The organism is Dyadobacter sp. SG02 (genome assembly GCF_900109045.1).
GTDB lineage: Bacteria > Bacteroidota > Bacteroidia > Cytophagales > Spirosomataceae > Dyadobacter.
Genome location: NZ_FNYL01000004.1, coordinates 368,431 through 392,445 on the forward strand (window position 1 = coordinate 368,431; position 24,015 = coordinate 392,445).

General features: G+C 47.6%; 27 protein-coding genes. 8 read left to right on the forward strand and 19 right to left on the reverse strand.

Annotated features, from left to right (window positions below; translation table 11 throughout):
• Positions 1 to 1,371, reverse strand: a complete 1,371-nt coding sequence (locus BMW93_RS11610; RefSeq protein ID WP_229240371.1) for a BatD family protein — start codon at positions 1,369 to 1,371, stop codon at positions 1 to 3.
• A 134-nt stretch (positions 1,372 to 1,505) separates the two neighbouring features.
• On the opposite strand from BMW93_RS11610, the gene BMW93_RS35820 reads away from it, so the two are divergent.
• The gene (locus BMW93_RS35820) at positions 1,506 to 1,712 is read left to right on the forward strand and encodes a hypothetical protein (protein WP_090375574.1); all 207 of its coding nucleotides are present in this window, start codon (positions 1,506 to 1,508) and stop codon (positions 1,710 to 1,712) included.
• Positions 1,713 to 1,805: 93 nt separating this feature from the next.
• Here the strand turns inward: BMW93_RS35820 and BMW93_RS11620 are convergent, their stop codons facing one another.
• The 6 genes from BMW93_RS11620 to BMW93_RS11650 all read right to left on the reverse strand — a co-directional run bounded on the left by BMW93_RS11620 (position 1,806) and on the right by BMW93_RS11650 (position 7,788).
• Positions 1,806 to 3,554 carry a tetratricopeptide repeat protein gene (locus tag BMW93_RS11620; protein ID WP_229240373.1) on the reverse strand — a complete coding sequence of 583 codons (1,749 nt, stop codon included), beginning with the start codon at positions 3,552 to 3,554 and terminating at the stop codon, positions 1,806 to 1,808.
• Positions 3,555 to 3,644: 90 nt separating this feature from the next.
• Positions 3,645 to 4,592, reverse strand: a complete 948-nt coding sequence (locus BMW93_RS11625) for a substrate-binding domain-containing protein (RefSeq protein ID WP_090375579.1) — start codon at positions 4,590 to 4,592, stop codon at positions 3,645 to 3,647.
• Between the two features lie 221 nt (positions 4,593 to 4,813).
• Positions 4,814 to 5,638, reverse strand: coding sequence for an energy transducer TonB (locus BMW93_RS11635; RefSeq protein WP_090375585.1), 825 nt, complete (start codon positions 5,636 to 5,638; stop codon positions 4,814 to 4,816).
• A gap of 27 nt (positions 5,639 to 5,665) precedes the next feature.
• Positions 5,666 to 6,247, reverse strand: coding sequence for a biopolymer transporter ExbD (locus BMW93_RS11640; protein WP_090375588.1), 582 nt, complete (start codon positions 6,245 to 6,247; stop codon positions 5,666 to 5,668).
• A gap of 25 nt (positions 6,248 to 6,272) precedes the next feature.
• Positions 6,273 to 6,887: a biopolymer transporter ExbD gene (locus BMW93_RS11645; protein WP_090375591.1), complete on the reverse strand. Its 615-nt coding sequence runs from the start codon at positions 6,885 to 6,887 to the stop codon at positions 6,273 to 6,275.
• 61 nt (positions 6,888 to 6,948) lie between these two features.
• On the reverse strand, positions 6,949 to 7,788 hold the full coding sequence (locus BMW93_RS11650; protein ID WP_090375594.1) for a MotA/TolQ/ExbB proton channel family protein: 840 nt from the start codon (positions 7,786 to 7,788) through the stop codon (positions 6,949 to 6,951).
• A 627-nt stretch (positions 7,789 to 8,415) separates the two neighbouring features.
• Here BMW93_RS11650 and gatC point away from each other — a divergent pair.
• Positions 8,416 to 8,703 (forward strand): Asp-tRNA(Asn)/Glu-tRNA(Gln) amidotransferase subunit GatC, encoded by a 288-nt coding sequence (gene gatC, locus BMW93_RS11655; protein ID WP_090156047.1) that lies wholly within the window; start codon positions 8,416 to 8,418, stop codon positions 8,701 to 8,703.
• 24 nt (positions 8,704 to 8,727) lie between these two features.
• Here gatC and BMW93_RS11660 read toward each other — a convergent pair whose 3' ends face one another.
• Genes BMW93_RS11660 through ruvX form a run of 3 tightly spaced genes read right to left on the reverse strand, consistent with a single transcriptional unit; the run spans position 8,728 to position 10,593 of the window.
• Positions 8,728 to 9,519, reverse strand: a complete 792-nt coding sequence (locus BMW93_RS11660; RefSeq protein WP_090375597.1) for an amidohydrolase — start codon at positions 9,517 to 9,519, stop codon at positions 8,728 to 8,730.
• 24 nt (positions 9,520 to 9,543) lie between these two features.
• Positions 9,544 to 10,131, reverse strand: a complete 588-nt coding sequence (gene def / locus BMW93_RS11665) for a peptide deformylase (RefSeq protein WP_090156045.1) — start codon at positions 10,129 to 10,131, stop codon at positions 9,544 to 9,546.
• A gap of 48 nt (positions 10,132 to 10,179) precedes the next feature.
• Positions 10,180 to 10,593, reverse strand: coding sequence for a Holliday junction resolvase RuvX (gene ruvX / locus BMW93_RS11670; protein WP_090375600.1), 414 nt, complete (start codon positions 10,591 to 10,593; stop codon positions 10,180 to 10,182).
• 118 nt (positions 10,594 to 10,711) lie between these two features.
• Between ruvX and recJ the strand changes: the two genes are divergently transcribed.
• Together recJ and lptB are read left to right on the forward strand one after the other, a co-directional pair.
• On the forward strand, positions 10,712 to 12,424 hold the full coding sequence (gene recJ / locus BMW93_RS11675; RefSeq protein WP_090375603.1) for a single-stranded-DNA-specific exonuclease RecJ: 1,713 nt from the start codon (positions 10,712 to 10,714) through the stop codon (positions 12,422 to 12,424).
• Between the two features lie 19 nt (positions 12,425 to 12,443).
• A complete protein-coding gene (lptB, locus tag BMW93_RS11680; RefSeq protein ID WP_090375606.1) occupies positions 12,444 to 13,175 on the forward strand; it encodes an LPS export ABC transporter ATP-binding protein in 732 nt (243 codons plus the stop codon).
• 364 nt (positions 13,176 to 13,539) lie between these two features.
• Here the strand turns inward: lptB and BMW93_RS11685 are convergent, their stop codons facing one another.
• Positions 13,540 to 14,082, reverse strand: coding sequence for a heavy-metal-associated domain-containing protein (locus BMW93_RS11685; RefSeq protein ID WP_090375607.1), 543 nt, complete (start codon positions 14,080 to 14,082; stop codon positions 13,540 to 13,542).
• Between the two features lie 190 nt (positions 14,083 to 14,272).
• On the opposite strand from BMW93_RS11685, the gene BMW93_RS11690 reads away from it, so the two are divergent.
• Both BMW93_RS11690 and BMW93_RS11695 read left to right on the forward strand, forming a co-directional pair.
• Positions 14,273 to 14,575, forward strand: coding sequence for a hypothetical protein (locus BMW93_RS11690; RefSeq protein WP_229240376.1), 303 nt, complete (start codon positions 14,273 to 14,275; stop codon positions 14,573 to 14,575).
• Positions 14,572 to 15,006, forward strand: coding sequence for a DUF3299 domain-containing protein (locus tag BMW93_RS11695; protein ID WP_090375613.1), 435 nt, complete (start codon positions 14,572 to 14,574; stop codon positions 15,004 to 15,006). The genes BMW93_RS11690 and BMW93_RS11695 overlap by 4 nt, the downstream gene beginning before the upstream one ends.
• Positions 15,007 to 15,009: 3 nt before the next feature.
• Here BMW93_RS11695 and BMW93_RS11700 read toward each other — a convergent pair whose 3' ends face one another.
• Together BMW93_RS11700 and recO are read right to left on the reverse strand one after the other, a co-directional pair.
• Entirely contained in the window at positions 15,010 to 15,714 is a 705-nt protein-coding gene (locus BMW93_RS11700; protein WP_090375616.1) for a hypothetical protein, read from the reverse strand.
• Between the two features lie 68 nt (positions 15,715 to 15,782).
• The gene (recO, locus tag BMW93_RS11705) at positions 15,783 to 16,478 is read right to left on the reverse strand and encodes a DNA repair protein RecO (RefSeq protein ID WP_090375619.1); all 696 of its coding nucleotides are present in this window, start codon (positions 16,476 to 16,478) and stop codon (positions 15,783 to 15,785) included.
• Between the two features lie 330 nt (positions 16,479 to 16,808).
• Here recO and BMW93_RS11715 point away from each other — a divergent pair, with 330 nt between their 5' ends.
• Both BMW93_RS11715 and BMW93_RS11720 read left to right on the forward strand, forming a co-directional pair.
• Positions 16,809 to 18,701 (forward strand): amidophosphoribosyltransferase, encoded by a 1,893-nt coding sequence (locus BMW93_RS11715; protein WP_090375625.1) that lies wholly within the window; start codon positions 16,809 to 16,811, stop codon positions 18,699 to 18,701.
• A gap of 102 nt (positions 18,702 to 18,803) precedes the next feature.
• Positions 18,804 to 19,301 carry a DUF6265 family protein gene (locus tag BMW93_RS11720; RefSeq protein ID WP_090375628.1) on the forward strand — a complete coding sequence of 166 codons (498 nt, stop codon included), beginning with the start codon at positions 18,804 to 18,806 and terminating at the stop codon, positions 19,299 to 19,301.
• Between the two features lie 56 nt (positions 19,302 to 19,357).
• Here BMW93_RS11720 and BMW93_RS11725 read toward each other — a convergent pair whose 3' ends face one another.
• From BMW93_RS11725 to BMW93_RS11750, 6 genes are all read right to left on the reverse strand, one after another.
• Positions 19,358 to 19,804 carry a DMT family transporter gene (locus tag BMW93_RS11725; RefSeq protein WP_090375630.1) on the reverse strand — a complete coding sequence of 149 codons (447 nt, stop codon included), beginning with the start codon at positions 19,802 to 19,804 and terminating at the stop codon, positions 19,358 to 19,360.
• A gap of 15 nt (positions 19,805 to 19,819) precedes the next feature.
• Positions 19,820 to 20,131: an NADH-quinone oxidoreductase subunit NuoK gene (gene nuoK, locus BMW93_RS11730; RefSeq protein ID WP_090375633.1), complete on the reverse strand. Its 312-nt coding sequence runs from the start codon at positions 20,129 to 20,131 to the stop codon at positions 19,820 to 19,822.
• The gene (locus tag BMW93_RS11735) at positions 20,128 to 20,649 is read right to left on the reverse strand and encodes an NADH-quinone oxidoreductase subunit J (protein WP_090375636.1); all 522 of its coding nucleotides are present in this window, start codon (positions 20,647 to 20,649) and stop codon (positions 20,128 to 20,130) included. The genes nuoK and BMW93_RS11735 overlap by 4 nt, the downstream gene beginning before the upstream one ends.
• A gap of 5 nt (positions 20,650 to 20,654) precedes the next feature.
• A complete protein-coding gene (locus BMW93_RS11740; RefSeq protein ID WP_229240378.1) occupies positions 20,655 to 22,010 on the reverse strand; it encodes a 4Fe-4S binding protein in 1,356 nt (451 codons plus the stop codon).
• 62 nt (positions 22,011 to 22,072) lie between these two features.
• Positions 22,073 to 22,693, reverse strand: a complete 621-nt coding sequence (locus BMW93_RS11745; protein ID WP_090375639.1) for a thioredoxin family protein — start codon at positions 22,691 to 22,693, stop codon at positions 22,073 to 22,075.
• 38 nt (positions 22,694 to 22,731) lie between these two features.
• On the reverse strand, positions 22,732 to 24,009 hold the full coding sequence (locus tag BMW93_RS11750) for a glycosyltransferase family 4 protein (RefSeq protein WP_090375642.1): 1,278 nt from the start codon (positions 24,007 to 24,009) through the stop codon (positions 22,732 to 22,734).
• Between the last annotated feature and the right edge of the window lie 6 nt (positions 24,010 to 24,015).

Consider the following 24,015-nt stretch of genomic DNA (forward strand, 5'->3'; position numbering starts at 1 on the left):
TTACTTTCTAAATACCCAAATCATTAATACCAACAACAATGCAATGACGATGTTGGTTAAATCTTTCAAAATCTTTTTATAGTCGATCGTCTCACGGCCGCTGTCAAGGGCTTCCAGATTGTCGTACAACCCGGTAGAGCCCGAAAGCGACAAGTTAGTCAATTTGTAATCTTCTCCCCGCACTTCCAGCGATGCCGCGGACCTTAGCGTATCGTATTTCGCCTTTTCGACATTGAAATAGATCCAGTGAAAATAGCGTCCCAACGGGAATTCGCCGTCTTTCCGGGGAACCACGAAATAGTTAAAAGTCTTTTCCCCGACAACACTCTGGTAGCTGCGCTTGGTTATCTGGCTGATCTCCGGCGGATAAATGTCAAACGACGAACTGGCCTGGATCACAGGCGCCGGAATCGCAGTAATATTGCCTACTCCCTCCACTTTGAACATATACCTGACACTCTCGCCCGGATACACCAGATCGCTCGACAACCTTTCCTTCAAGCTATATTGCCCGACTGCTACCTGATCCCGCAGCGGGTGATCCGGAAGTTGTCTGACCACCACTGAAACAGGCCTCGAATAAAAGCCCCTTACCAGCTTTTTCTCCACATTTACGGCTCTTCCGCTCTCCGTTACGAGCATATCCAGCCTCACAGCGGGTAATTGGATATCCTCCGTAGTGATCGGAAACAAGCGGGCCTGGTACATGTTGTATTCCGCATACTTCCGGCCGCGGATCGTCACCTTTCGCTTAATAATTTCCTCGACTCCCACATTCTCTTCCCAACAATTCACAGGCCTTATCGACTTCAAAATTTCCTGTAACTGTTCGTTGAACCGATAAAACTCCATTTCGACAGGGGCATTTTCGGCGATATAGAGGGATATCCGGACCGCGAAGCCCTGACGGATGTAAACCTGCTTCTTATCCGTCTGAACCGACAAAAACACCGATTGAATATTGTCATCGACGTCTCCCACATCTATATTCTCAGCCGCAAGCGCATTCCCGGCTTCCTCCCCGGACTTAGCGAATACGACCATTGTCTCCTCCGAACGTAGTTTTACATTATTTACAGTCAACGTGAACTCCGGAATCAGATAGTTTCCCGCCTTCGTCGCGTAATATTCTTGCGTGATTGTCTGGATTACTACCTTCCTGCCATCCACCGTACTGACCGAACTCGTTGCCGATTTACTCCGCTTTTCCAGGTCCTTAATTTCAGGGAAAACCACCGATGGCCGTGTCTCTACATCCCGCAAAACCAACGATATCAGAAAGGGTTGATCCAGCGTCAGATTTTTCGATCCGTACTCGATTGTAGCTGCATTTTCAGGAGACTGCGCCCGGGCAATACTAAAAAAACACAAAAAAATATTTAATAACGCATATAATTTCATTTCAGTTTTTCGTTATCTTTATTGGAATTGCTGAAAACGAAGCGTTTTTAAGGGTTTCTCTTTGTTTTATTCGTTGTCCCTAAACCACAAAACTACATAATACTATGGCCTCGATGCTTGAATACATTAAAATTATTCTCCAAAAAGTCAGCTTCGACCGCAAATTATTTGAAAAAGAACTCAGAAAAGCGATACGCATGTTAATGCCCGCTGAGATCAAAAGACTTAGGCAATGGTGTTACGACCATTATGCTACTGTTCACCTTCCCGTGTTGAACATCTGTTTTGAAAGACTTTCCTCGTTGAATTAGCAACAGAAAACTACCATTTGATAATCGAGAGCTTAAAAAATAAGAAAGCCGCCCGAATTCGGGCGGCTTTCTTGCTTATAGCCTTTTTGTGACTTATTTCTTCTTAGGAGCAGGCTTTGTTGCCGTACCGGCCGCAGCAGGTTGTGCCGCAGGCTGAGCTACTGCCAATCCTAATGCTTCTTTTGCAGCAGCATTGTCCGGATCTACTTTAAGCAGTTTCTCCCAATATTCCTTCGCTTTCGCTTCGTCTTTCAACGTCGACTGTGCGTGGAATGCCAGATAACCGTAAGCCAGTTTCAAATAAGATTTGTATTTGCTTGGATCCGGATCTTTCTCAGCCAATTCCGTCAATTTCAGATAGTATGGCTGTGAAATACCTTTATCTACGTTCTCTTGTCTGTCGTACGCATTGTAAAGCGTACTTGCACGCCAGTAGTATCCATATGGCCAATCCGGCAATTTTTTGGTTACGGTCGCGAAGATCGAGTCTGCTCTCAGGTACAGGTTGCGCTTGTCATTTGCGATTTTTACGCTGTCCGCAAAGTTAGGATCTCCTGATTTTGGAACGATGTAAGTTTGTGCAGTCTGGAAGTTAGCAAGACCTTCGTAGTAGTAGTCGTTAGCGGTTGCTTTCGCGGTATCAAGGCCGTTACCTTTGGCATAAGCAGCGGCAGCCTTAGGGAAATCCTTCGCAGCGTAGTACAAGCCGGCTACTTCTTTGTAAGCAGCAGCAGCTTCGGCTTTGCTGGTATCCATGTCGGCACCTTTCTTCATATACTCCATACCTAATGAGTCGTAGCCTTTGCCATCTGTTGATTTAGCATTAAGCGCACGGCCAAGGTATTTGTAGTCGTCACCGATCACTTTGTCAGGCGAGCCTTTAATAAACTCGTCGAGATTTTGGATTGCTTCGTCAGGCTTATTGGTTTTGAAATAAGCCCATCCGTACATACGCTTGATGATAGGATTGTTGATCTTTCCTTTCGCTTCTTCCAGGAATTGGAGCGATTTTGTGTAATCATCAGCCGTAAATGCGAACTGTGCGCCACGAAGCTTCATCTCAGGATCAGTGCTACCGCTTTTTTGCAAATACAGATCGAAGTTTTCAGCAGCTTGCTTGTATTTCTGAGCAAAGAAGTACAGCTCGGCCAGATCTTTATAAGCGGGGGCGAAGTTCGCATCCGATTCGATCGCTTTCTTATAGTTTTCCAAAGCGAGGTTGTAGTTCTTACCACGCAGGTAAACCGAGCCGATCGCGTTGTGCGCAACCGCATAGTTCGGTTTCGCCGTCAAAGCATATTCGTAAGCGGTTACAGCGTTACCACCTTCGTTACGTAGCATCAAAGCGTCGCCTTTCGCAAGGTAAGCATCAGCGAGGTTCTTGTCGCGGGCGATCGCAAGGTCAAGTAATCTGATCGCCTCGGCAGGATCGTTATTTTTCTCAAAAAGTGTATAGGCTTCACCTATTCTGAAAAGAACTTCGGCATCCTTCTTATTTTTCTTTTCAGCTGCATCGAACAGTTCTTTCGCCTTTGCGCGATCGCCTTTCGACAGCGCAATCGTTCCGAGACCTACCTGATTTAGGTAAGACTTCTCATCCAGCGACAGCCCTTTTTCGAATGCTTTCTGCGCTTCGTCCAATTGATTGGTTTTGATATAGTAATAACCAAGGTAATATTGGTTATCAGCAGAAGGGGTTCCCTCGGCAAGCTTTTTTAACGCAGCTCCTGCTTCGTTATAACGTTCTCCATGAATTAATGCCAACCCATCCTGTACCGTCTGTGCGTGTAAGTTAACAAACGCTAGTAAACCAAATACCAATGCTACTAATTTCATTCTCATGTTTCTGTTCATTTTTTACCCGGTTAAAATAATGATAAAAAACTTGGTTTTTCAATAACAAGCCCCAAATCTACTAATTGTTTACATTCACTATAACTCTGTCTTTATTTCCAGTTCCCTCGGATAAACGACGGTTGGCAGCAAACCCATTTTCTGAATGATCAGGCCTCCCACGTCCCGGGCAATGTAAGTCATTAGCCCACCTCCGAGCCCCGAGTATCCCTCCCGGCTGATAATATATAAGTCTCTGTGCAATGGATAGCGCTTGAACTCCAATCCTTCCTGAAACGGCTGGATGTAGTCCGAAAGTGAATCAGGCCGGGCATCTTTTGCGACCCCCATTACCCGGATACCCTTTGAAAGCTCTTCCGAAGCCAGCGAATGTCCGTCACTGATCCAGTTTACCCCGATAAAACCGAGATGGGTCGGATTCTCCCTGACGTCCTTGATTACATTCTCGTTCGATCCCGCCGAAATAATTCTCAGCTTCTGGATGTCCTTAATGCCAAACTTGTTGAGGACGAAGTTCAGGTTGCTTGCATTGGCGTTGTCAAAAACCAGTGTAATCAACCCCTCTTGCCCACCTTTGATCTGAGACCAGTCGGTAAGCTTGCCCTCCATTACCGCTTTCAGCTCCGGAATAGTGATCAGACTATCCGTATTGCTCTTTCCAACCACAAGGGCCAGTCCGTCGGTTGCGATATGCTGAAACTTCTGACTGCCCTTCTGCTTCTTGATAATGTCCAGCTCTTTCTCATTCAGCTGGCGCGTTGCAAAAATGATCCTTGCACTATCGTTCAATAACTGGCGGATCGCTTCCTGCTCCGGTTTGTAGTCAACCTTGAAATGCGCATTGGGATAAATTCCCTCATAGGCACTTGTCAGCGAATTGATCAGCGGTTTGAATGATTCATCTGCTGCGATCGTGATCGAACCTTGCCGTGGGTTGTCCAAGTCGCTGTTGGACGAGGTACATCTGAGTAATCCTGCAATACCGAGCGTTAACAACAGCAGCAGTCCTGCCAATCTCTTTTTCATGACTCTTCGTCCTGGTTATTTCTCAACACTCTGTAACCCCGGTAGGCTCCATATAAAATAAGTGTGCCAGCAAAAGCATACCTCCAGACACTGCCGATCGGCAACAATCTAAATGAGAAGGAGGAGAGGATCAAAAAGACCCCTCCTCCTACGTATGCCAGAGCCATTACCGAAGAGGCCAGATCACCGAGCTTTTCGTGCAATGGTTTCTCCCTCATGCCTTACTCCAATTGGAAGTTGATCGGCAGGTTATATTTCACACGAACTGCACGTCCTGATTGCTTTCCTGGCTTCCATTTAGGCATAGCTTTCACTACGCGGATCGCCTCTTCGTCGCAACCAAAACCCAATCCTTTCAAAACCGATACATCCTGGATACTTCCGTCAATGTTAACAACGAAGGACATGAAAACCCTTCCGGAAACGTTAGCACGGGATGCAGCACTTGGGTATTTAATGTTTTTTGAAAGGTACTTGTACATTTCGGCGGTACCTCCCGGGAATTCCGGTTGTTGCTCAACCACTGTAAATACCTTTTCAGGCTCAGGGGCTGCTTCTACTACTGTTCCTTTGCTAGGCGCCGCAACAGCTTCGGGTGCAACAATGATTTCATTCGCGTTAGGGTCACCTTCTATGGTTTTATCCGCAACAACAGCTTCTTTAATTTCTTCTACTGTTGGTGGTGGTACCTCTTCCGGAACCTCTTCATCTTTCTTAACCTCAGGAGGCAAGAACTTCACCGTGTTTACCTTTGGTGCCTCCACTGGTGGTGGTGGCGGTGGTGGTGGTTCTGCCGGGTCAATTGGCGGCGGCGGGATTTTCATCAAATCCACTTCAACCATCGGTGCCTCTTCTTCCTTGCCTGCCGTCAAGCTGTTGATGATCGACGGTGCAAACATAGCAAGAACAAAAAGCGCAGCTCCGAGTAAAGTAGCCTTCGTCACATCTCTGCGATATCCTTGACGAAGTGAAAATGCACCGTACGCCTTATTACGATCCGCAAACACTATATCATCCAGTGTTGCATTCGGGCTGATCTCTGCCATGGCGCTGTGATTAATTTTGGTTTAAAACTAGTTTTTCGGAATTACTTTGTCGCCCAGCACTTTCTTCTCCGCGTCTGTCAACGCATCTACAAGTGCATAACGTTTCGTTTTGGTAATGGCCATTTCATCCAGTACGTCTACCATGTTTTTGTAAGTAGATACTGCTGTTGGCTTGATTACGACGACAAAAGCTTCATTACCGTCTTTATCCTTTGGATTAGCCGCGTTGATACGCTTTTGAGATGCGAAAATCACACTTCTCAGATCGAACCCGTAGCGGGTTGTTTTCAAATCAGTCTTTGCTTTATCGTCATCCGCAGCGATACCGTCCAGATAATACACGTCGTCGTTCGCTCCCATGAACAGGGTTAAAACTTTTGACGCTTTCAAAGGTTCTGTCGGCTTTTCCTGATCTTCGGTTTTGTCAGGCACAGCGAGCGACATGGATGTCGGTTTCGACATTGTTGTCGCCAGCATGAAAAAGGTGATAAGCAAAAATCCTAGGTCTACCATGGGAGTCATGTCCACACGGGTGGACATTTTCTTGGCCCTTACCTTACCATCACCTTTACCGTGCCCACCACCACCGGATTCTTCAATTGCTGCCATTTCTTCTAATTATTAAATGATAACATTATTCGTTTGTGTAACCGGCCGGTGCTTGTTCGCTACCTGTGATCAGGTTGAACTTGTTGATGTTCTGCGACTGCAGGTTTGCAAGCACGTCTTTGAACGCAGGGAATTTCGACAGGTTGTCGCCCTTCAATGCGATACGCAATTGGCTATCCGCTTTACGTGCAGCATAAACCCAGTCTGCCAATTCGCTGGCGCCTGTGGAGTCAACCGGGATCCCTGGTTGCTTCACCTGGCTCATTTGCTCTTTTGGCATATTCAACCAGGGTTTCAACTGATTCAGAGGAAAACCAAAGCTCGACTGCAGTGCAAACTTTGCCTTCTCAGTATCGGTGAATGTGATGCCTTTGGCTTGTCCGATGTTGTCCAGCATCGCAACGCGAGTAGGCTGGGCATCAACACCAAAGAACACTTTCCCTGATTTGTCAATGCTAATGACCATGATCTTATCATCTGGCACTTTGATTTGCGAAATCGATGTAGGTGTTGTAATCTCTGCATCGTTCGACTTAAAAGTCGCCGTCATAATGAAGAACGTCAAGAGCAAGAAGGCAACATCCGTCATGGCCGTCATATCAGTATGCGGCGCATGTTTCTTAGGCCTTACCTTTCCCATACAAATATATAAGTTTTTTTTATATTAACGAAACTTCACTATAAAATAGTTCAGCGAACTATCAATAATGTGCAGCAAAGTTCGACTGAAGGCTCATGCCAATTTCGTCGATGCTGTAAGTAAGATCGTCAACACGGCTGTTCAGGTAAGCGTAAGAGATTGTTGCGATAGCCGAAGTACCGATACCCAAAGCGGTATTGATAAGGGCCTCAGAGATACCAGTCGCAAGAGCAGCGGAGTCAGGAGAACCTGATGTACCCAAAGCCGCGAACGCCTTGATCATACCGATTACCGTTCCAAGAAGCGCCAAGAGGGTAGATGCACCCGCCAGTGTAGCGATAATGGTAAGGTTTTTCTGAAGCATTGGAAGTTCAAGTGTAGTAGCTTCTTCGATCTCTTTCTGAAGAGCTGCCAGTTTTTGCTCTTTGTCAAGCGCAGTTTCAGTAGTCAACTGCTTGTATTTCAACAGACCTGCTTTGATTACGTTACCAACAGATCCTTTTTGCTTATCACATTCTTTGATAGCCTCTTCGATTTGGTTTTTGTCAAGCAGGCTTCTCACTTTGCGTACGAAACCATCGATGCTTCCGGTTCCGCTAGCTTTGCTCAAAGTGATCAAACGCTCGATTGTAAAGGTCAATACAATAAGGAAACATGTCATCAAGATAGGTACGATAGGACCTCCCTTGTAAACGATTCCGTAGTAATCACCATCGATAGGCCCTTTTTCGTGATCGCCATCTTTAAAGTGTTCCGGAGCACCCAGAACGAAAATGTAAACACACAATGCAATCGCAAAAAGGAGAGGGATTACCAATGCCGGGTTCAAACCGCCTTTGCCTTTAGTTGCTGCCGCAGCAGGCTTTGGAGCTGGTGCCGGACTTGTAGCTTTCTTTTCCATCAGACTTACTTTTAAAGGTTAAATTGAGATTTTGGTTGTGAATTAAATAAAACTTTTGGTTTAAACTGGTTTTCGTAAAATAAAATTTTGAATGCTTTTCGGATAAACGACATCTACAAAAGTATGAGTTTTCCTTTTAAAAAAAAGCAAGCGTTTCGGCAGATTTTTTCTCAGATTTTTCTCCGAATCGTTTCCGAATTGCATAATTTAAAGAATACCCTCCCTTCTATTTTTAGTAAATTTTCTAGTTTTAATACTGACTTATAAGGATATAACGGCTACCGCCAAACCTCTATATAATTGTACTCTTTGCGTTCATATGTAGCAACATGTTTTTTAGTGAGGAGACTTGCGTTTCAAAATATTTCAAGATTACCCTAGAAAAGCAAATATTATTTTTCTCCTACTATGTGTCTTAACAACAATTTTAAATTTCACCGGCCCCGATTTTCGGCCGCGCCCTGAAATTTGACTAAATCAATCCTGCCCGCGTCCCGATTTTTTTCGCCTTTGCAACCGCTTGTCACTCATTTTCCCGCAACTTACCACTAGCGGAATGACAAAAATCCGGTAATTTTGGCTTTCCGCAGATAGTGTGTCTGTTAACTTAACAAATTCTTAAAATACATGAAGATCGATCAGGAGTCGCTCAAAAAGATCGCGCACCTCGCACGATTGGAGATCAGGCCCGGGGAAGAAGCGGCTCTCCTGCAAAGTATGGACTCCGTTCTTACCTGGATGGACCAGCTCAATGAAATCAATACGCAGGGAGTGGAACCTTTGACGCACGTGCTCGACGAAGAAAATAACTGGCGCGAAGATAAAGGCGCCAACACGCTCACGCGTGAAGAAGCGCTCTTCAATGCGCCGTCGAAAAATAGTACCTATATAATGGTACCGAAAGTGATTGAGTAAGTATAGGACACAATGTCCTATACGTCAACAATGGATTTCGAAATCGTCCGCATCGGACAATGCAGGGAAGCTCTGCCGGTAAGTGGTGAGTTCGGCCTTTGAAATGTGGACGATCTTTTCGGTCTCCTGGCTCGTGAGTATTGCAATTGGCTCGCCCAGGTAATCAAGCGCCACGGAATCCCCGCGGTATTCCAGCCCGTTCCCGTCGATCCCGACGCGGTTCACGCCCATCACGTAGCATTGGTTTTCGATCGCCCTCGCCTGCAAGAGCGTGCTCCAAGCATGCGCGCGGCGCGCGGGCCAGTTCGCTACATATAATAGGATGTCGTAAGGATCGCTTTGCAGGTTGCGGCTCCAAACCGGGAAGCGAAGGTCATAGCACACGAGCGGGCAGATCTTCCAGCCTTTCCATTCAAATGTAAGCCGCACACCGCCGGCGGTATAGTGATTGTTCTCCTCCCCCATCCGGAAAAGGTGGCGCTTGTCGTTTTGCGCGTACGTGCCGTCCGGGCGTACGCAAAGGAGGCGGTTAAAAAAACGGCCTCCTTCATTTACTGCGAAACTTCCCACCACCAATGCATTCGTCAGCTTCGCCATTTGCTTCATCCAGCGGGTGGTGGTCAGGTTCATCGGCTCGGCGAGTGCGGTATTCATCGTGAAACCGGTGTTTAACATTTCCGGAAGCACAATTACGTCCACCGGCTCCGGCAATGCGGCCAGCTTCTCTTCGAACGTCGCGAGATTGGCCGTCACATTTTCCCAATGCAAATCTGCCTGGACCAATGCAATGGAAAGAGACTCCTTATGTTCCTGCATGACCGAATGTAAATTGATTAAACCCTATCTGCGGCTTGGAAAACGCATGCGGTAGTCGGCATCCACGTTTCCTTTGGAAATATCCGTCAGTTTCTTCTTGATAAACTGCTTTTTGAGCGTCGGCAGGTAATCCACAAACAATTTACCCAGCAAATGGTCGTACTCGTGCTGGATAATGCGGGCCGCCATGCCTGAATAGGTTTCTTCGTGTTCGTTCCAGTCGAGGTCGCGGTAGCGGATACGGAGCGTTTCGGGACGGTACACATCGCCGCGAATACCGGGAATGCTCAGGCAACCCTCTTCGAATGCCCATTCTTCACCGGTTTCTTCCAGAATCTCGGGGTTAATGAAGGTTTTTTTGAAATCGACCAATGACAGGTCCGGCTCGTCGTCTTCGTCTTCCTCATCTCTCTCGGCAAACGGCGTACCGTCGACTACGAAAATACGGATATTCAGGCCGATCTGAGGAGCGGCAAGGCCCACACCGTTCGCGCCGTGCATGGTTTCGAACATATCCTCCGAAAGTTTCTTCAAGTCCACTTCATCTTTTTCGATAAAACGGGTTGGCTTTCTCAGGATCGGGTCACCGTATGCAACTATTGGATAAATCATGCTTATTAAAACTTTTGCTTCCTATATAATATGTACTACTTACAAATTCTACCTCCGGCTTTCCATGAAGGACTGGAGAATGATTGTCGCGCTTACTTTATCGATATTGCCTTTGTCGCGCCGGTCGCTTTTCTTCGATCCCGAAGCGATCATCGATTGCAGCGCCATCGACGACGTAAACCGCTCGTCGTGCAAATGCACGGGGATTTCCGGAAATGCTTTTTGCAATGTCCTGACAAATGCCGTAACCCTGGCGGCATTCTCGCTGTCGGTATTATCGAGCTTTTTGGGCATACCTACCACGAATGCTTCCACCTGCTCGCTCAATGTGTATTTCTTGAGAAAATCGGTGAGCTGATGCGTAGGCACCGTATCGAGCGCGGTTGCGATAATTTTCAACGGGTCGGTAACGGCGATTCCGCTGCGTTTGGCACCGTAATCGATCGCCAGGAGACGTGGCATGGGCTTAAAATATGTTAATAGTTTGCAAAGATAAGACCTTTCGGTTAGCTTTTCCCGATGGATCACCCGATTGCACATTTTGGCAGCAAGCATTCCGGAATCCGATTATCTTTGCCCTATGATTGAAAAGCGCTGGATACATTACCCTTCTTTTACCTCTGAACAAGAACAGGTTGCACAGAGTCTTGCCGAATCCTTGAAAGTAAGTCCCTCGCTGGCAACGCTTTTGGTTCAGCGCGGCATCCTCGATTTTGAGCAATCCCGCGATTTTTTCCGCCCCGATATCAGGCATTTGCACGATCCGTTCCTGATGGCCGACATGGAGAAGGCCGTGGAGCGCCTGGTCAAAGCGATCGATTCCAATGAGAAAATACTGGTTTACGGCGATTACGATGTGGACGGTACCACTTCCGTCGCGTTGTTCTATGGTTTTCTCAAAAGGATTTACCCAAATCTCGACTATTACATTCCCGATCGCTACGAGGAAGGCTACGGCGTTTCCTGGCAAGGCGTGGATTGGGCCGAAGCCAATGGCTATACATTAATAGTAACCCTCGACTGCGGGGTAAAGTCCGTCGACAAGGTAACTGTTGCCCTCGAAAAAGGCATCGACTTCATTATATGCGACCACCACCGCCCCGGCGACGAGCTTCCACCCGCTGCCGCAGTATTGGACCCAAAGCGGGAGGATTGTTTATATCCTTATAAAGAGCTCACCGGTTGCGGAGTAGGTTTCAAGCTTTTACAGGCATTTTGTATTAAACAGGGCCTAAATCTTGAAACGCTCTACGATTACCTCGATTTACTGGTCGTCAGCATTGCTTCCGATATTGTTCCTATAACCGGCGAAAACCGCATTCTGGCATTTTATGGATTGCAAAGACTGAATGCGCAGCCGAGAACGGGTATTAAAGCATTGATACAAATCTCCGGTATCAGCGGGGCACTCGATATTACCAATGTCGTTTTCGGGCTCGGGCCGCGCATTAACGCGGCCGGGCGCATCAAGCACGCGAAAGAAGCCGTGCGGTTGCTGCTTTCCGAAATCGAGGAAGAAGCCATGGAGTTCGCCGAAGAAATCAACCGGCACAACAGCGAACGCCGCAATTTCGATTCGAGCATTACGGAACAGGCGCTTTTCATGATCGAAAACGACGAATGGTTTTCGAATGCGAAAAGTACCGTATTATATAAGGAAGACTGGCACAAAGGTGTGATCGGGATTGTAGCCAGCCGGTGCATTGAAAAATACCACCGTCCGACCATCATCTTGACCCAATCGCACGGAAAAGCCGCAGGCTCCGCACGTTCGGTGCCGGGTTTCGACGTGTACGAGGCGATCGAAGAATGCGCGGACCTTTTGGAACAATATGGAGGGCATACATTTGCTGCGGGTCTCACATTACCGCTCGATAATGTAGAAGCATTCAGAATGCGGTTCAACGAGATCGTGAGCAGCCGCATTCAGCCGGATCAGCTTGTGCCGATGATCAATGTCGACATGCTGCTGGACCTGGAAGCGATTACACCGAAGTTTTACAATATCCTCCGCCAGATGGGACCGTTCGGGCCGGGTAATATGACGCCGATATTCGAATCAAGAAATATGACGCTGGTCGGTCGCCCGAGTTTGATGAAAGAAAAACATATCAAATTCGATGTAAAACAGAATAGCTCGGCAGCTTTCACGGCCGTCGGCTTCGGAATGGGCCATTTTTATCCTGATATTGTCAATGGAAGGCCTTTTTCGATCTGCTATTGCCTCGAAGAGAACAATTTCCGCGACAAGAAAACCTTACAGCTTTCGTTGAAAGACATTAAGCTGCATTGAGGAAGAACTTAAACGAACAATGATACTAAGAACCGAAAACCTCGTCAAGAAATACGGGGTTCGTCTTGTCAATAATAATGTAAGCTACCAGGTCGAGCAGGGCGAAATCGTAGGACTGCTGGGGCCTAACGGTGCGGGTAAAACCACGTCCTTTTATATGGCCGTTGGTTTGGTGAAACCTAACAGTGGAAAGGTATACCTCGACGATAAGGACATCACCAACCTTCCCATGTACAAGCGCGCACGGCTCGGGCTCGGGTATCTCGCGCAGGAAGCATCCGTTTTCCGGACATTGACTGTCGAAGAGAACATTAAGGCGGTGTTGGAAATGACCGACCTGTCCAAGGCCGATCAGAAGCATAAGGTAGAAGAGCTGATTGAAGAATTCCACCTCGGACATGTACGCAAGAGCAAGGGTATGGTTCTTTCGGGAGGCGAGCGCCGCCGTACGGAAATCGCCAGATCCCTGGCGGTTGATCCCAAATTCATTTTGCTCGATGAGCCTTTCGCCGGGGTAGACCCTATTGCGGTGGAAGATATTCAGAGCATTGTGGCCAGGTTGAAACACAAGAATATAGGCATCCTCATCACCGACCACAACGTAAACGAGACCTTATCGATTACCGACCGGGCATATCTGCTATTCGAAGGGAAGATATTGAAACAGGGAAGCGCCGAGGAGCTGGCGGAAGACGAAGTGGTACGCCGGGTCTATCTGGGACAAAATTTCGAGCTGAAAAGGAAGATCTGAAATGTCTCCAGCATAGAAAAGGGAACGCTCAGGCGGCACTCCCTCTCTTACAATTATTCACCATGAACTGTATTACTAGTCAAAAAGCGTAACAGCGATGTTACTTCTTAGGGCACTTTTTACAATGCTTGCCCTTCTTCTTGTATTTCTCGCAACACTTCTTAAACACGCATTCGGTGCTGTCTTCGAAGCTTTTCATCCAGAAACACCCCTGCTCCGACCCCACATTGTAATCACTTATTGTAAAAGCGCTCATCCACATTGCCGTTAAAACTGAGGCAAATATATTACCTATTTAGAATCATTCAAATGTTTGCCGGAAATTATTTTGAATAAATCTAAATAACTTAACGGGCACTATGAGTCACTTTAAATGTCCTTTGCGCTTTAAAACTGCCAATATCTGCTCGGGCGAAACCTTCTCTTTATGGTATGAAAGCGTTATTGCCTCTGATTCGAGGGCGATACTGCCCTTTCGGACCCCATCGATTTCCTGCAAGTCCGCCACCAGTTCCTGCACGTTATCCGGCTTGCTCAGATCAATGCGTAGTTGCCTTTGGGATCTAAACCGCTCGAAATGCTCCTCGGCCAGTACCTGTTCTTCACCTTTGAACGGCTCCCACCGGTTGATAATCAATCCTGATAATGCGATAAACCAGCCAAAGTAATAGGACAATAGTTCCGCGCGGCTGTGAAAGCTTTTATTCCAAAAGTAAAAGGCTGCTAGCCGGCCCGTCAGCCAGGTAAATAACGTCCATTGCAGCGCGGTGAGGAATAGCTGATGCCTGGCGAGAAAACCGGTCGCAAAAATCGGCAGCGAGGCCAGCGATAACAAGGGAAGTATGCAGCAACCGATATGTAAAAGAGTTATGATAGCACTGAATGTCAGGGAATAAAAGCTTCGCATAACTAAAGAAAATGGACGCAACTATTGCGTGTTACAAGTATTTGATTCATTTTTGCAACATTGTTGCATTTAATGAAGTTCCATCCGAAATGAATTTGTCCCGCCCGATTTCCATACTGACCCTTTTCTGATAGCTGCATCCTGCTCTCGGAAAAATGAAAAGAGCCCTCAGCTGGTTGAGGCTAACCGTTTGCATCTTGAAGCCATTGAAATTTCAAAAAATCTGGAAGTACAACTTGAAAGCTTGCCGTCGAGGGCAGAAGACGATATCGAAAAGTCGAAGATCGATAGTTTGAAAAACCTGATCGAGATCTGGAAAGAGAATGTAATTGAAGTACCGGGCTTCGCACATGAGCATGCGCACGGCGCACATTCACACAAGGCAGCCCCGCCAATGACGGACGAATCGATGCTGGATTATCAGCGGCAATCGAGGGAAGCTATTATTGAATTGAAAAGCGCCATCTCCAAAATTGACAGCCTGCGAAAATGAAACGAATCGCTATCTTCTGTATCCCGCTGCTGGCTTTTACGTTTCGGGCGGAGCCGTTGCAAATTACCTGGAAACGACTGACCGATGTGCGGTTTAGCCGAAAGCTGAACACTGAATTGAGCATGTATTTCCTCTACCCTACTTTCGGGCCATCGGTGAATGCATTACAGGGAAAGGAGGTCAGTATCCGGGGTTACATGATCCCGGTGGATGCCAACGACAATATTTACGTGATTTCCGCCAAACCCATGGCGGCCTGCTTCTTCTGCGGCGGCGCAGGCCCGGAATCCATCATCGAATTGCAGTTCCGGAAGAAAAAACAACGCTTCCGGACCGACGAAGTGCTGACAGTCCGGGGAAAACTGACACTTAATGCAAATGATGTCGATCACCTCAACTACATTCTGAAAGACGCCGAGGTGATCGAATAAGTATCAGGGGATTTTTTCCCAAATCTCATGGACCGGTTTGCCATCGCTACTTTTGCCACTATGGCCCCAGCGGCCATTGTCGAGCTTGTAATCGAACTTCAGTGACGAACCCACCCGGTTGTTGTCCTTGGAAAAGAACTGGATGTTTTCGGTGTACTTGCCGTCCTTGGCAGTGTAGGTACCACCACCCGTCGCATAAAATTTCTTAACGGCGGGATCGATAGCGAACCATTGAAAGCGGGTTTTTGAAAGTAGTTTAAGCGTTTTCCGCGTTCCTTCCTGATGTATCTGAACGAGTGCACCCTGCCCGTTGTCGCGTTCGGTAATATGCCAGGCACCAGCCATGGGCACATTATTCGTAGCGTCGTCGACACGCATCCACACCATCGCCTCTTCGTACCGTAATGTCAGAATATCGTCTTTCACAACGACAGTGAACTCGATCGGGATCCCGATTTTAGCCGTATCCGCCGAATTGAATTCCGGCGTGTAAGTCATTTTGTCGCCGTTCATCGTGAACGGGCCGCCTTCGGTCCTTTCAAAATATTTGTTACCAATGCTGTAAGAAGCGATAACAAGGTAATTATCAGCCACAATGAGTGTCGAAGCGCTACCCGTAGGCTCCTGCGATTTCCACGCGCCTTTGGGCAATTGGGCGAAGGAGAGAAAAGAAATGAGTAGAAAGGCGGTCGTCAGTATATGTTTCATTGCATTCGGTTTGATGGAGTTACCATATACGTTATCAAAATTATGCCAATTTCAGCGGGAAGCAATTTTCAACGCAAAACTTCCCGTAAAACATCCAGCGACCTGATCTCTCCAAGCGCGTCCATGTGGATTTTGTAAAAGAAAACCATCTTTTCGAGGATACTGATCCGCCTCGTCCTGTCCAGCGGAATGGACATACCGTAGCCATTTTCCAGCATTCGCACCGTGGCCGCGTGCTCCTGGGCGTCGGGGGTGTGCGGGAAATGGTTGTCTTTCAACTCACTTTCGAGATCTTCCGCCGTCTCCACTCCAAAGCCCAGGTAATGTGCCAGTTGCATGAGAAACTGAATGTGAAAATTCTCAAAACCGGTCTCCGCTTCATCCAGATACAGTACCGATTGTTCAATAAAATGAAACAATGGCTCGTTGTTTTCCTCCTCGCGCAAAGTTTTAGCGAGCATTTCGGTCATAAAGAGCGCCAGGCCCGATTTTATTACTTCGAAAGGTATGGAGAAGAACGGGGCATAGCATTTCATCTCGGAAATGCGGTGGATGGTATCCTCCTTGTTTTTATGATACACCACCAGATCAAGTAATGTGAGCGGCTGAAAGAAAGCGATCCGGTTGGTTTTGGACTTGCTGCTCCTTACGCCATTTACAATATAAGTCTGAATACCAAAGGCTTCCGTGTAAATCTTCGCGATAATGGAAGATTCCTTATATCGGATGTAGCTCAATGCAATGCCGCGGGTTTTATGGAGCATGGAAATTTTAATATCAAGTTGATCAAAAATAGTTATCTTTCTTGTAATGAGAATCTGCAATTATTCTTTGATCCGGCAGTTAAAACTGCCGGCAATGCATTGATGTCGGGAACAATTTTTACCGGCGGGTTGCAATTCCACTGCAGTCCGTTTCAACTGGCTGAGATGAATTGAAAAATTGAACAATTTTGGAGTTTTTTAAGCCAAAGGATTTGTACCTTTGTAAGAAATAACGAACTAAACGGGAATCGAAATTCGTTACGCTAATATTCAGGGAATACGCTTTGCATACCAGCAAACACCAATATCTCTAACAGCATTACTCTTCTTATGAGCGACGCCATTAAGCATGAGTGCGGCATAGCACTTATCCGTCTTAGAAAGCCTTATCAATACTACATCGACAAGTACGAAACGCCGCTGTACGCAGTTCATAAGCTTTCGGTCATGATGGAAAAACAGGTCAACCGGGGCCAGGATGGAGCCGGGGTAGCCAATATCAAGATCGATGTCCCGCCCGGGAAACGATACATCAGCCGATACAGATCCGTAGAACCTCAGCCACTTACGGATATTTTTTCCAAAATCCATAAAAAATTCCGGAAAGGTCTCAAAAACAACCGCGATCACGTCAACGACGCGAAATGGTTGCAGGAGAACCTGGCATTTACGGGAGAAGTATGGTTGGGACATCTTCGTTATGGCACGCATGGCACCAATGAAGTGGAAAACTGCCACCCGATGCTGCGCCAAAGTAACTGGCGGAGCCGCAATCTGGTAATGGCGGGGAACTTCAACATGACCAATGTGGATGAGCTTTTTGGCAAACTGGTTTCACTCGGCCAGCACCCGAAAGAGAAAGTCGACACCGTAACGGTAATGGAAAAAATTGGACATTTCCTGGATGAAGAAAACCAGCGGGTGTTCGAGCGCTTCAAAGGAATTTACGAAAACCCGACATTGTCCGACGTCATCGAAGACAATATCGACCTGCCCCGATTGCTGTACCGCTCCTGCCGCGACTTCGACGGTGGTTATGCGATGTGCGGTCTTACAGGTTATGGTGCGTCGTTCGTGATCCGCGACCCGGCAGGTATCCGTCCGGCATTCTATTATGCTGATGATGAGGTAGTTGTGGTAGCATCTGAAAAGCAGGCTATCAAGGCTGCATTCAATGTGGACTACAATCAGATCACGGAAATTACGCCGGGTTCTGCGTTGATCGTCGACAAAAATGGCGAATATAACGAGTTCCCGATCCTGCCTCGTTTGGAAAAACGCTCATGCAGTTTCGAGCGCATTTATTTCTCCCGTGGTACCGATCCGGGCATCTATAATGAGCGGAAACAGCTCGGTAAGCTGCTGATCCCGCAGATTCTTAAAGAAGTTAACTACGACCTCGAAAACACGATATTCTCGTACATCCCGAACACGGCCGAAACGGCGTTCCTGGGAATGATCGAAGGTCTGGAAGAATATCTGGCGAAAAAACGCAAGCAGGCTATCATGGAAGGCATCCTTTTCGAAGCCGACCTTGAAAAAGTGCTTTCGTTCCGCCCGAGGATTGAGAAACTGGTGACAAAGGATGTAAAATCCCGCACATTCATCACCGCCGACGCCCTGCGCGACGATATGGTTTCGAGTGTGTACGATACCACTTTCGAGGTGGTCCGCAAGAATGTCGATACTGTCGTAATCATCGACGACTCGATCGTTCGTGGTACCACGCTTGAAAAGAGCATTCTCACTATGCTCGACCGCCTCAAACCGAAGAAGATCGTGGTAGCGTCGTCCGCGCCACAAATCCGCTTCCCGGATTGCTACGGTATCGACATGTCGAGAATGAAGGACTTCGTCGCTTACCGCGCGGTATTGAAATTGCTGGAAGAACGTGATATGGAATACAAGCTGGAAGATGCTTATACACAAAGCGTTACTGCTTTGGCGACAAAGAATCCATACCATACCAACTATGTAAAAGCATTGTATGATCCTTTCACCGACGAAGAGATTTCGCAAAAAATCGCTGAAATCATCCGTCCGAAAGGTCTCAATGCGGAACTCGCAGTGGTATTCCAAACCGTCGAAAACCTGCATAAAGCCTGCCCCGATCACCTCGGCGACTGGTATTTCACAGGAAACTATCCGACGCAGGGTGGAAATAAAGTGGTAAACAAAGCCTTTACCAATTCCTACGAGGGTAAATTGGAAAGAGCTTATTGATAGTAGAAATTAACTGATGATAGCCGGCTTGGAAACGAGCCGGCTATTTTTTTATGCCACATTTCTGTTAATTTGCCACCTCAATTCTCAACCTAAATCTCAATGACCCAATTCAACACAATTAAGAAGGCTTGCCTCGCATTCTTCCTGGTATTGACGGCTACTTTCGCTCAGGCGCAAGGTACCCTGAACGACATTGCGTTCCTCGACGGTCGCTGGCTCGGGACTTATAACGGTGGGCCGATCGAAGCTTCCTGGACTGCACCCAAAGGCAATAACATCGTCGGGTTCATCCGGATGATCAAAGACGACAAACCTGCTCTTTACGAGATCTTTGCATTTGAACAGACCGATAATGGCCCGGTGGCAATGGTGAAACATTTCAAACCCGGGATGATTTCGCTGGAAGAAAAAGAGGTGGCCGATCGCTACAAGTTTATCGAGGCCAAAAAGAACCAGGCATTGTTTGAAAAAGACGACGCGTCGGTGCGGATCATTTATGAGAGACGCTCTCCTACTCAGCTCGTTATCCAACGCGGGAAGAAAGAAAACGACAAATGGAGCTTCGTGGACCTGTTTATTTTCAACAAAATTCCCTGAGGTATTCCGATTTTTCAGAACAGCAATCCAGAAACGGGTTGCTGTTTTTTTATACCTTAATTTTTAAGGATAAGATATACGCCTCCAACAAGCAGAATGGCTCCCAAAATGCGCGGTAAATTCAGTTGATGCACCGCAAATCCCTGTAAACCAAAATGATCAATGGTCATGACGGTTACCATCTGGCCTGCGATGATGAGGCACATCATATTGGATGGGCCGATATTGCGAACGATAATAATAACGGTGACCACATAGAAAGCACCAAGCACCCCGCCCATGAAACGCGTCCAGGAAACCTGTTTGATGTCGGCGAGCGAGGGGACAGGGTTTTGATTGAAACAGGCAAATGCAATGGAGAGAACCAGCAATCCCACAAAAAAAGAGGTCATCGCCGCAAGAATCGGGTTATTGATCGACTCCCGGAGCTGCGTATTCACGCCCGATTGCACCGCGTTGCTGATACCAATGAGGAAAGCGAAGATCAGGAAAATCCAGTTCATGCGGGAATTTTTAAGCTATTGCTTCAATTCATTTACCTTGTCAGGATCGACAGTTTTGAAACGGCCGTAGACACGCAGAATGATCGCCAGGGCCACAGTCACTTCGGCTGCCGCAACGACGATCACAAACAGCGCGAAAAGCTGCCCGCTCAAACGCTCGGGATCGTGCCGCCCGAATGCTACCAGATTGATATTGACCGCATTCAGCATGAGCTCAATTCCGAGGAGCATACCGATAAAATGCCGTTTGGTAATGGAAATAGCCAGTCCAATGCAAAACAATGCGGCTGCAACGACGAGATAATATTGTACGGGAATCACTGTCATGCGGTCGGATTTCGGTTTAATGCGAGGTAGGCCGCCCCGATGAGTGCAACCAGCAAAAGGATAGCGGCTATTTCAAAAGGTAACAAATGGCTCGTCATCAGCTCCACGCCAATCGTTTTGATAGTCGATTTGGTACTCATTTCCTCTCCCGCCATTCTGAAATCCGAAGACAGAATCACTTTGACCAACAGCCCAAAAAGTCCGGCGCCAGCCACGAAGCCCCAGATTTTGCGGGTAATCGGCACTTCGACGCGGTTATGGCGTGTAGAATCGTCGCTTTTCTCTTTCTGCTGCGTCAGCATGATTCCGAAAATCAGCAACACTAGGATGCCGCCAACATAGATCATGATCTGCGACACCGCCAGGAAATCTGCTCCCGCGAGCACGTACAACGCTGCTACGCCAAGGAATGCAACAAACAATGCGAATGCGCCGTAAATCAGGTTTTTTGAAAAAAGTATACAAAGGCCTGCCCCGAGCGTCAATGCAGAAAACATGTAAAATATAATTGCTTCCATTGAGCCTATTCCTTGGGTTTTGGTTTCATCGTCGGACGAAATGCTGGTTTGGCCGGTTTTTCCACCTCCGATTCGGATGGTTTAACATCCACTGGCGTTTCTGCCTGGGAAGCCGATACAGGCGCCGCCGGTTGCTCCTCCGTTGCAATTTTCGGCTTCATCGTAGGACGGAAAGCTGGTTTCGCAGCAGGCTTTTCGACGGATTCGGTAGCATCGACAACAGGCTTTTCAACTAGCTCTATCGGCGTCTCTGGAACTGGGGTTTCGGCAACAGGCTTCTCAACATTTTCTTCCGAAACCACCTTCGGCTTCATTGTAGGACGGAACGGAGCCTTAGCAACAGGTTTATCAGCAGGCTCAGCGGGCGTTTCGGCAACAGGTTTCTCTACATTTTCGTCCGAAACCACCTTTGGCTTCATTGAAGGGCGGAACGGAGCCTTAGCAACAGGTTTGTCAACAGGCTCAGCGGGCGTTTCGGCAACAGGTTTCTCTACATTTTCTTCCGAAACCACCTTTGGCTTTAATGTCGGACGGAAAACCGGTTTTGCCGCGACGGGCTTTTCAACTGCCTCGGAATCGGCTGTGGTCGGTTCTTCCTCCACTTTTTTCGGCTTCATCACCGGTTTAAATGCCGGCTTAGGAGCAGGTTTTACCGATTCGGTAGTTTCTGCTGACTCTTCTTTTGCCGCCGGTTCCTCGGCAGGTTTTGGCTTAATTGTCGGTTTGAACACAGGTCTAGCCGGTGCGCCGGTACTTGGAGCAGGAGCGGCCGCAGCGGTAGCCGGGGCCGCCTTTGCAGCTTTTAATGCTTCTTTTTCTTTCTGGAACTGATCCAGCAGCATGCGCTTTTCGTCGGCTTGTTCGGCGGTGAGGTTGGAATAGTTGTAAACCATATCCCGCACGTCGAGCTCGCTGTAATCGAAAGTCTTCGTCATCGTGAGACATTCCGTCGGACAGACCGTCGTACAAAGGCCGCAATAGCAGCATTTGGCCATGTCGATATCGAATTTGGCTGCATACAAGCGGATCGGCGAGCCATCCGAGGCTCGTCCTACGTCTTCCACAGCCTTGATCGGCTCGATGTCGATACAATCGACTGGACAGACCTTCGCGCATTTGTCGCAAACAATGCAATCGTCCATCTCATTATGCAGCCGATACCTGCCATTGTCCGGAATGGGAATGGTTTCCAGCGGATATTGGATCGTCACGATACCGTCCTGCTGATCATAAAAACCGGATGAGCGAATATCCGCAGGTTTACGGCTCTTCCGCGCATTCAAAAGGTGCCGTAACGTCAGCCGCATGCCCGTGAGGGTCGTACTGATGCCGTCGGATATATTTTTAAAGTATTCTGACAAAATCCCTGTTCGTTGGTATTGCGGTTACCCTATGACAAATATAGAGTAAACGGTTCAAAAACTCACTTTTCCACAGCCACTGCTTCTAAAAGCTCCTGCAATTCGTTTTGCAGCGACTCGGTTTTATCGGCGATGTACCACCGCTGAATATCTTCCGAAAACTCGCTGTAAGACTTAACCGGGTTGGCTTTATACTCCCTCAATAGCGCCTGTGCACCTGCCGGACGCGGTCCCCAGGTGAAAATTTCATTGAAATCCTCATCCACCGCGATCAGTTTCGGTATAGACCGCCCTCCATTGGTCAGGTAGGCATCCATCAGTTCGGGATTTTCATCGCGAAGCAAAAGTCTGATTGTAATCAAAGGGTTCGAAAGCGAAGCCGCTACGATAATCGGTAGGTTCTGGGCAGCATCCCCACACCAGGCTTCGGTAAGGATGTACCAGGTTTGCGGGGTGTCGACGTGGCCGATGGCTTCTTTTAAGGAATCATGGACTAATGCAGTTCTATTAAGCCGCTGCATCCGGGCCAGGTTTAGTTTGGTGTAATGGCTCAGCGACTCCGACTGTTTGGGACCGGTTGTCCTGTTTTCCGAGACCACCGTTTCCATTAAATGCATATATTCCGGATATGTATAAGCCCCGTTTCTGACCGATTCGGGGAACAGATGTGCTACGTTTTTCATTGGATTATCATTTATCAGAAAACCTTCTGACGGCACTTTCAGTTCACTTTTCTCTCATCAAAAATTGTACTTTTAGCAGTCACTTTCAGTTGATTTCCAATGTATTCCAAAAAGTCTTTTGCCAGCTTGTCCCTACCAAAATGCGTGCGGACAAAACGGTAACCATTTTCACCGTGTTTCCGCAAAAGCACCCGGTCGTTCATATAAATCCGGACCTTTTCTGCCAGGTCGGTAAAATTTTCAGGCTCAACAAATATCCCCGCCTCCGCCCGTTCCACCAAGTCGCGCGAGACACCGTCGATCGCCATTAACACCGGTTTTTTACAGGATAGGTAATCAAAAGTTTTGTTACTATAAACTGTTTTGAAAATAGCGACTTTTTTCAAAACGGACACGCCCGCGTCCGCCATTAAAATGTATTCGAATACCTGCTCCTTCGAAACGGGGCCAAGGAATGAAATGTTGGTCAGCCGTCTGGAATCGGCCTCTTGCATTAACATCTTCTTCTGCATTCCGTCGCCAATCAACAGAAAATGGGCGTCGGTGCCACGAAGTAATGTTGCGGTCTCCACAAGCTGCATTAAGTCGTTCGCCAAACCATGCGCCCCGACGTAAATGATCACGAACTTCCCTTCCAGGCCAAGCTTGCCACGCAACTCACCCGCGCGTACGTTACGCAATGCGCGCTCGCTCAAACGGAAATCGGCAGCATTGGGGATCATCACAATCTTGCGCGGATCAACGTTTTTGCCACGAATGAGTCGTTCACGAAAGGCCGGTGTCAGCACATTGATTAACTGTGCCTGGCGATATAGGTATTTTTCAAATCTGTAAGACAGCCTGATCAGCCACTTGTTCTTCAAAACACCCGTTTCAATCGCGGACTCCGGCCAAAGGTCACGTATTTCCAGCACCAGTGGAATACGTTTCCATTTGGAGAGCAGCAACCCCGGAATACCCACCAGAAGCGGTGGTGATGTCGCGATAATGCAGTCATACTTAGCATTTGCATAAAGTTTTCCCGCATAAACCGCCATCAATGCAAAGGAAATATAGCCCCAAAGCCGCCCCAGGAAACTACGGTGATCCCTCCCGGATAGTCTGCACCGGATCACCAGCACGCCATCCTCATTCTCGTACATCGAAAATCTCTTACCCGCATTACCTCCCGTTTTTTCTGACATATAATGCACGTCACCGGCAATTACTGTCACCGAATGCCCTTCCTTCACCCAAACACGCGCCATTTCATTCCAGCGCGAGCCTCCGCCTGCATTGTCTTCGAGGAAATATTGGTGGATGAGGAGAATGTGCATTGCTAT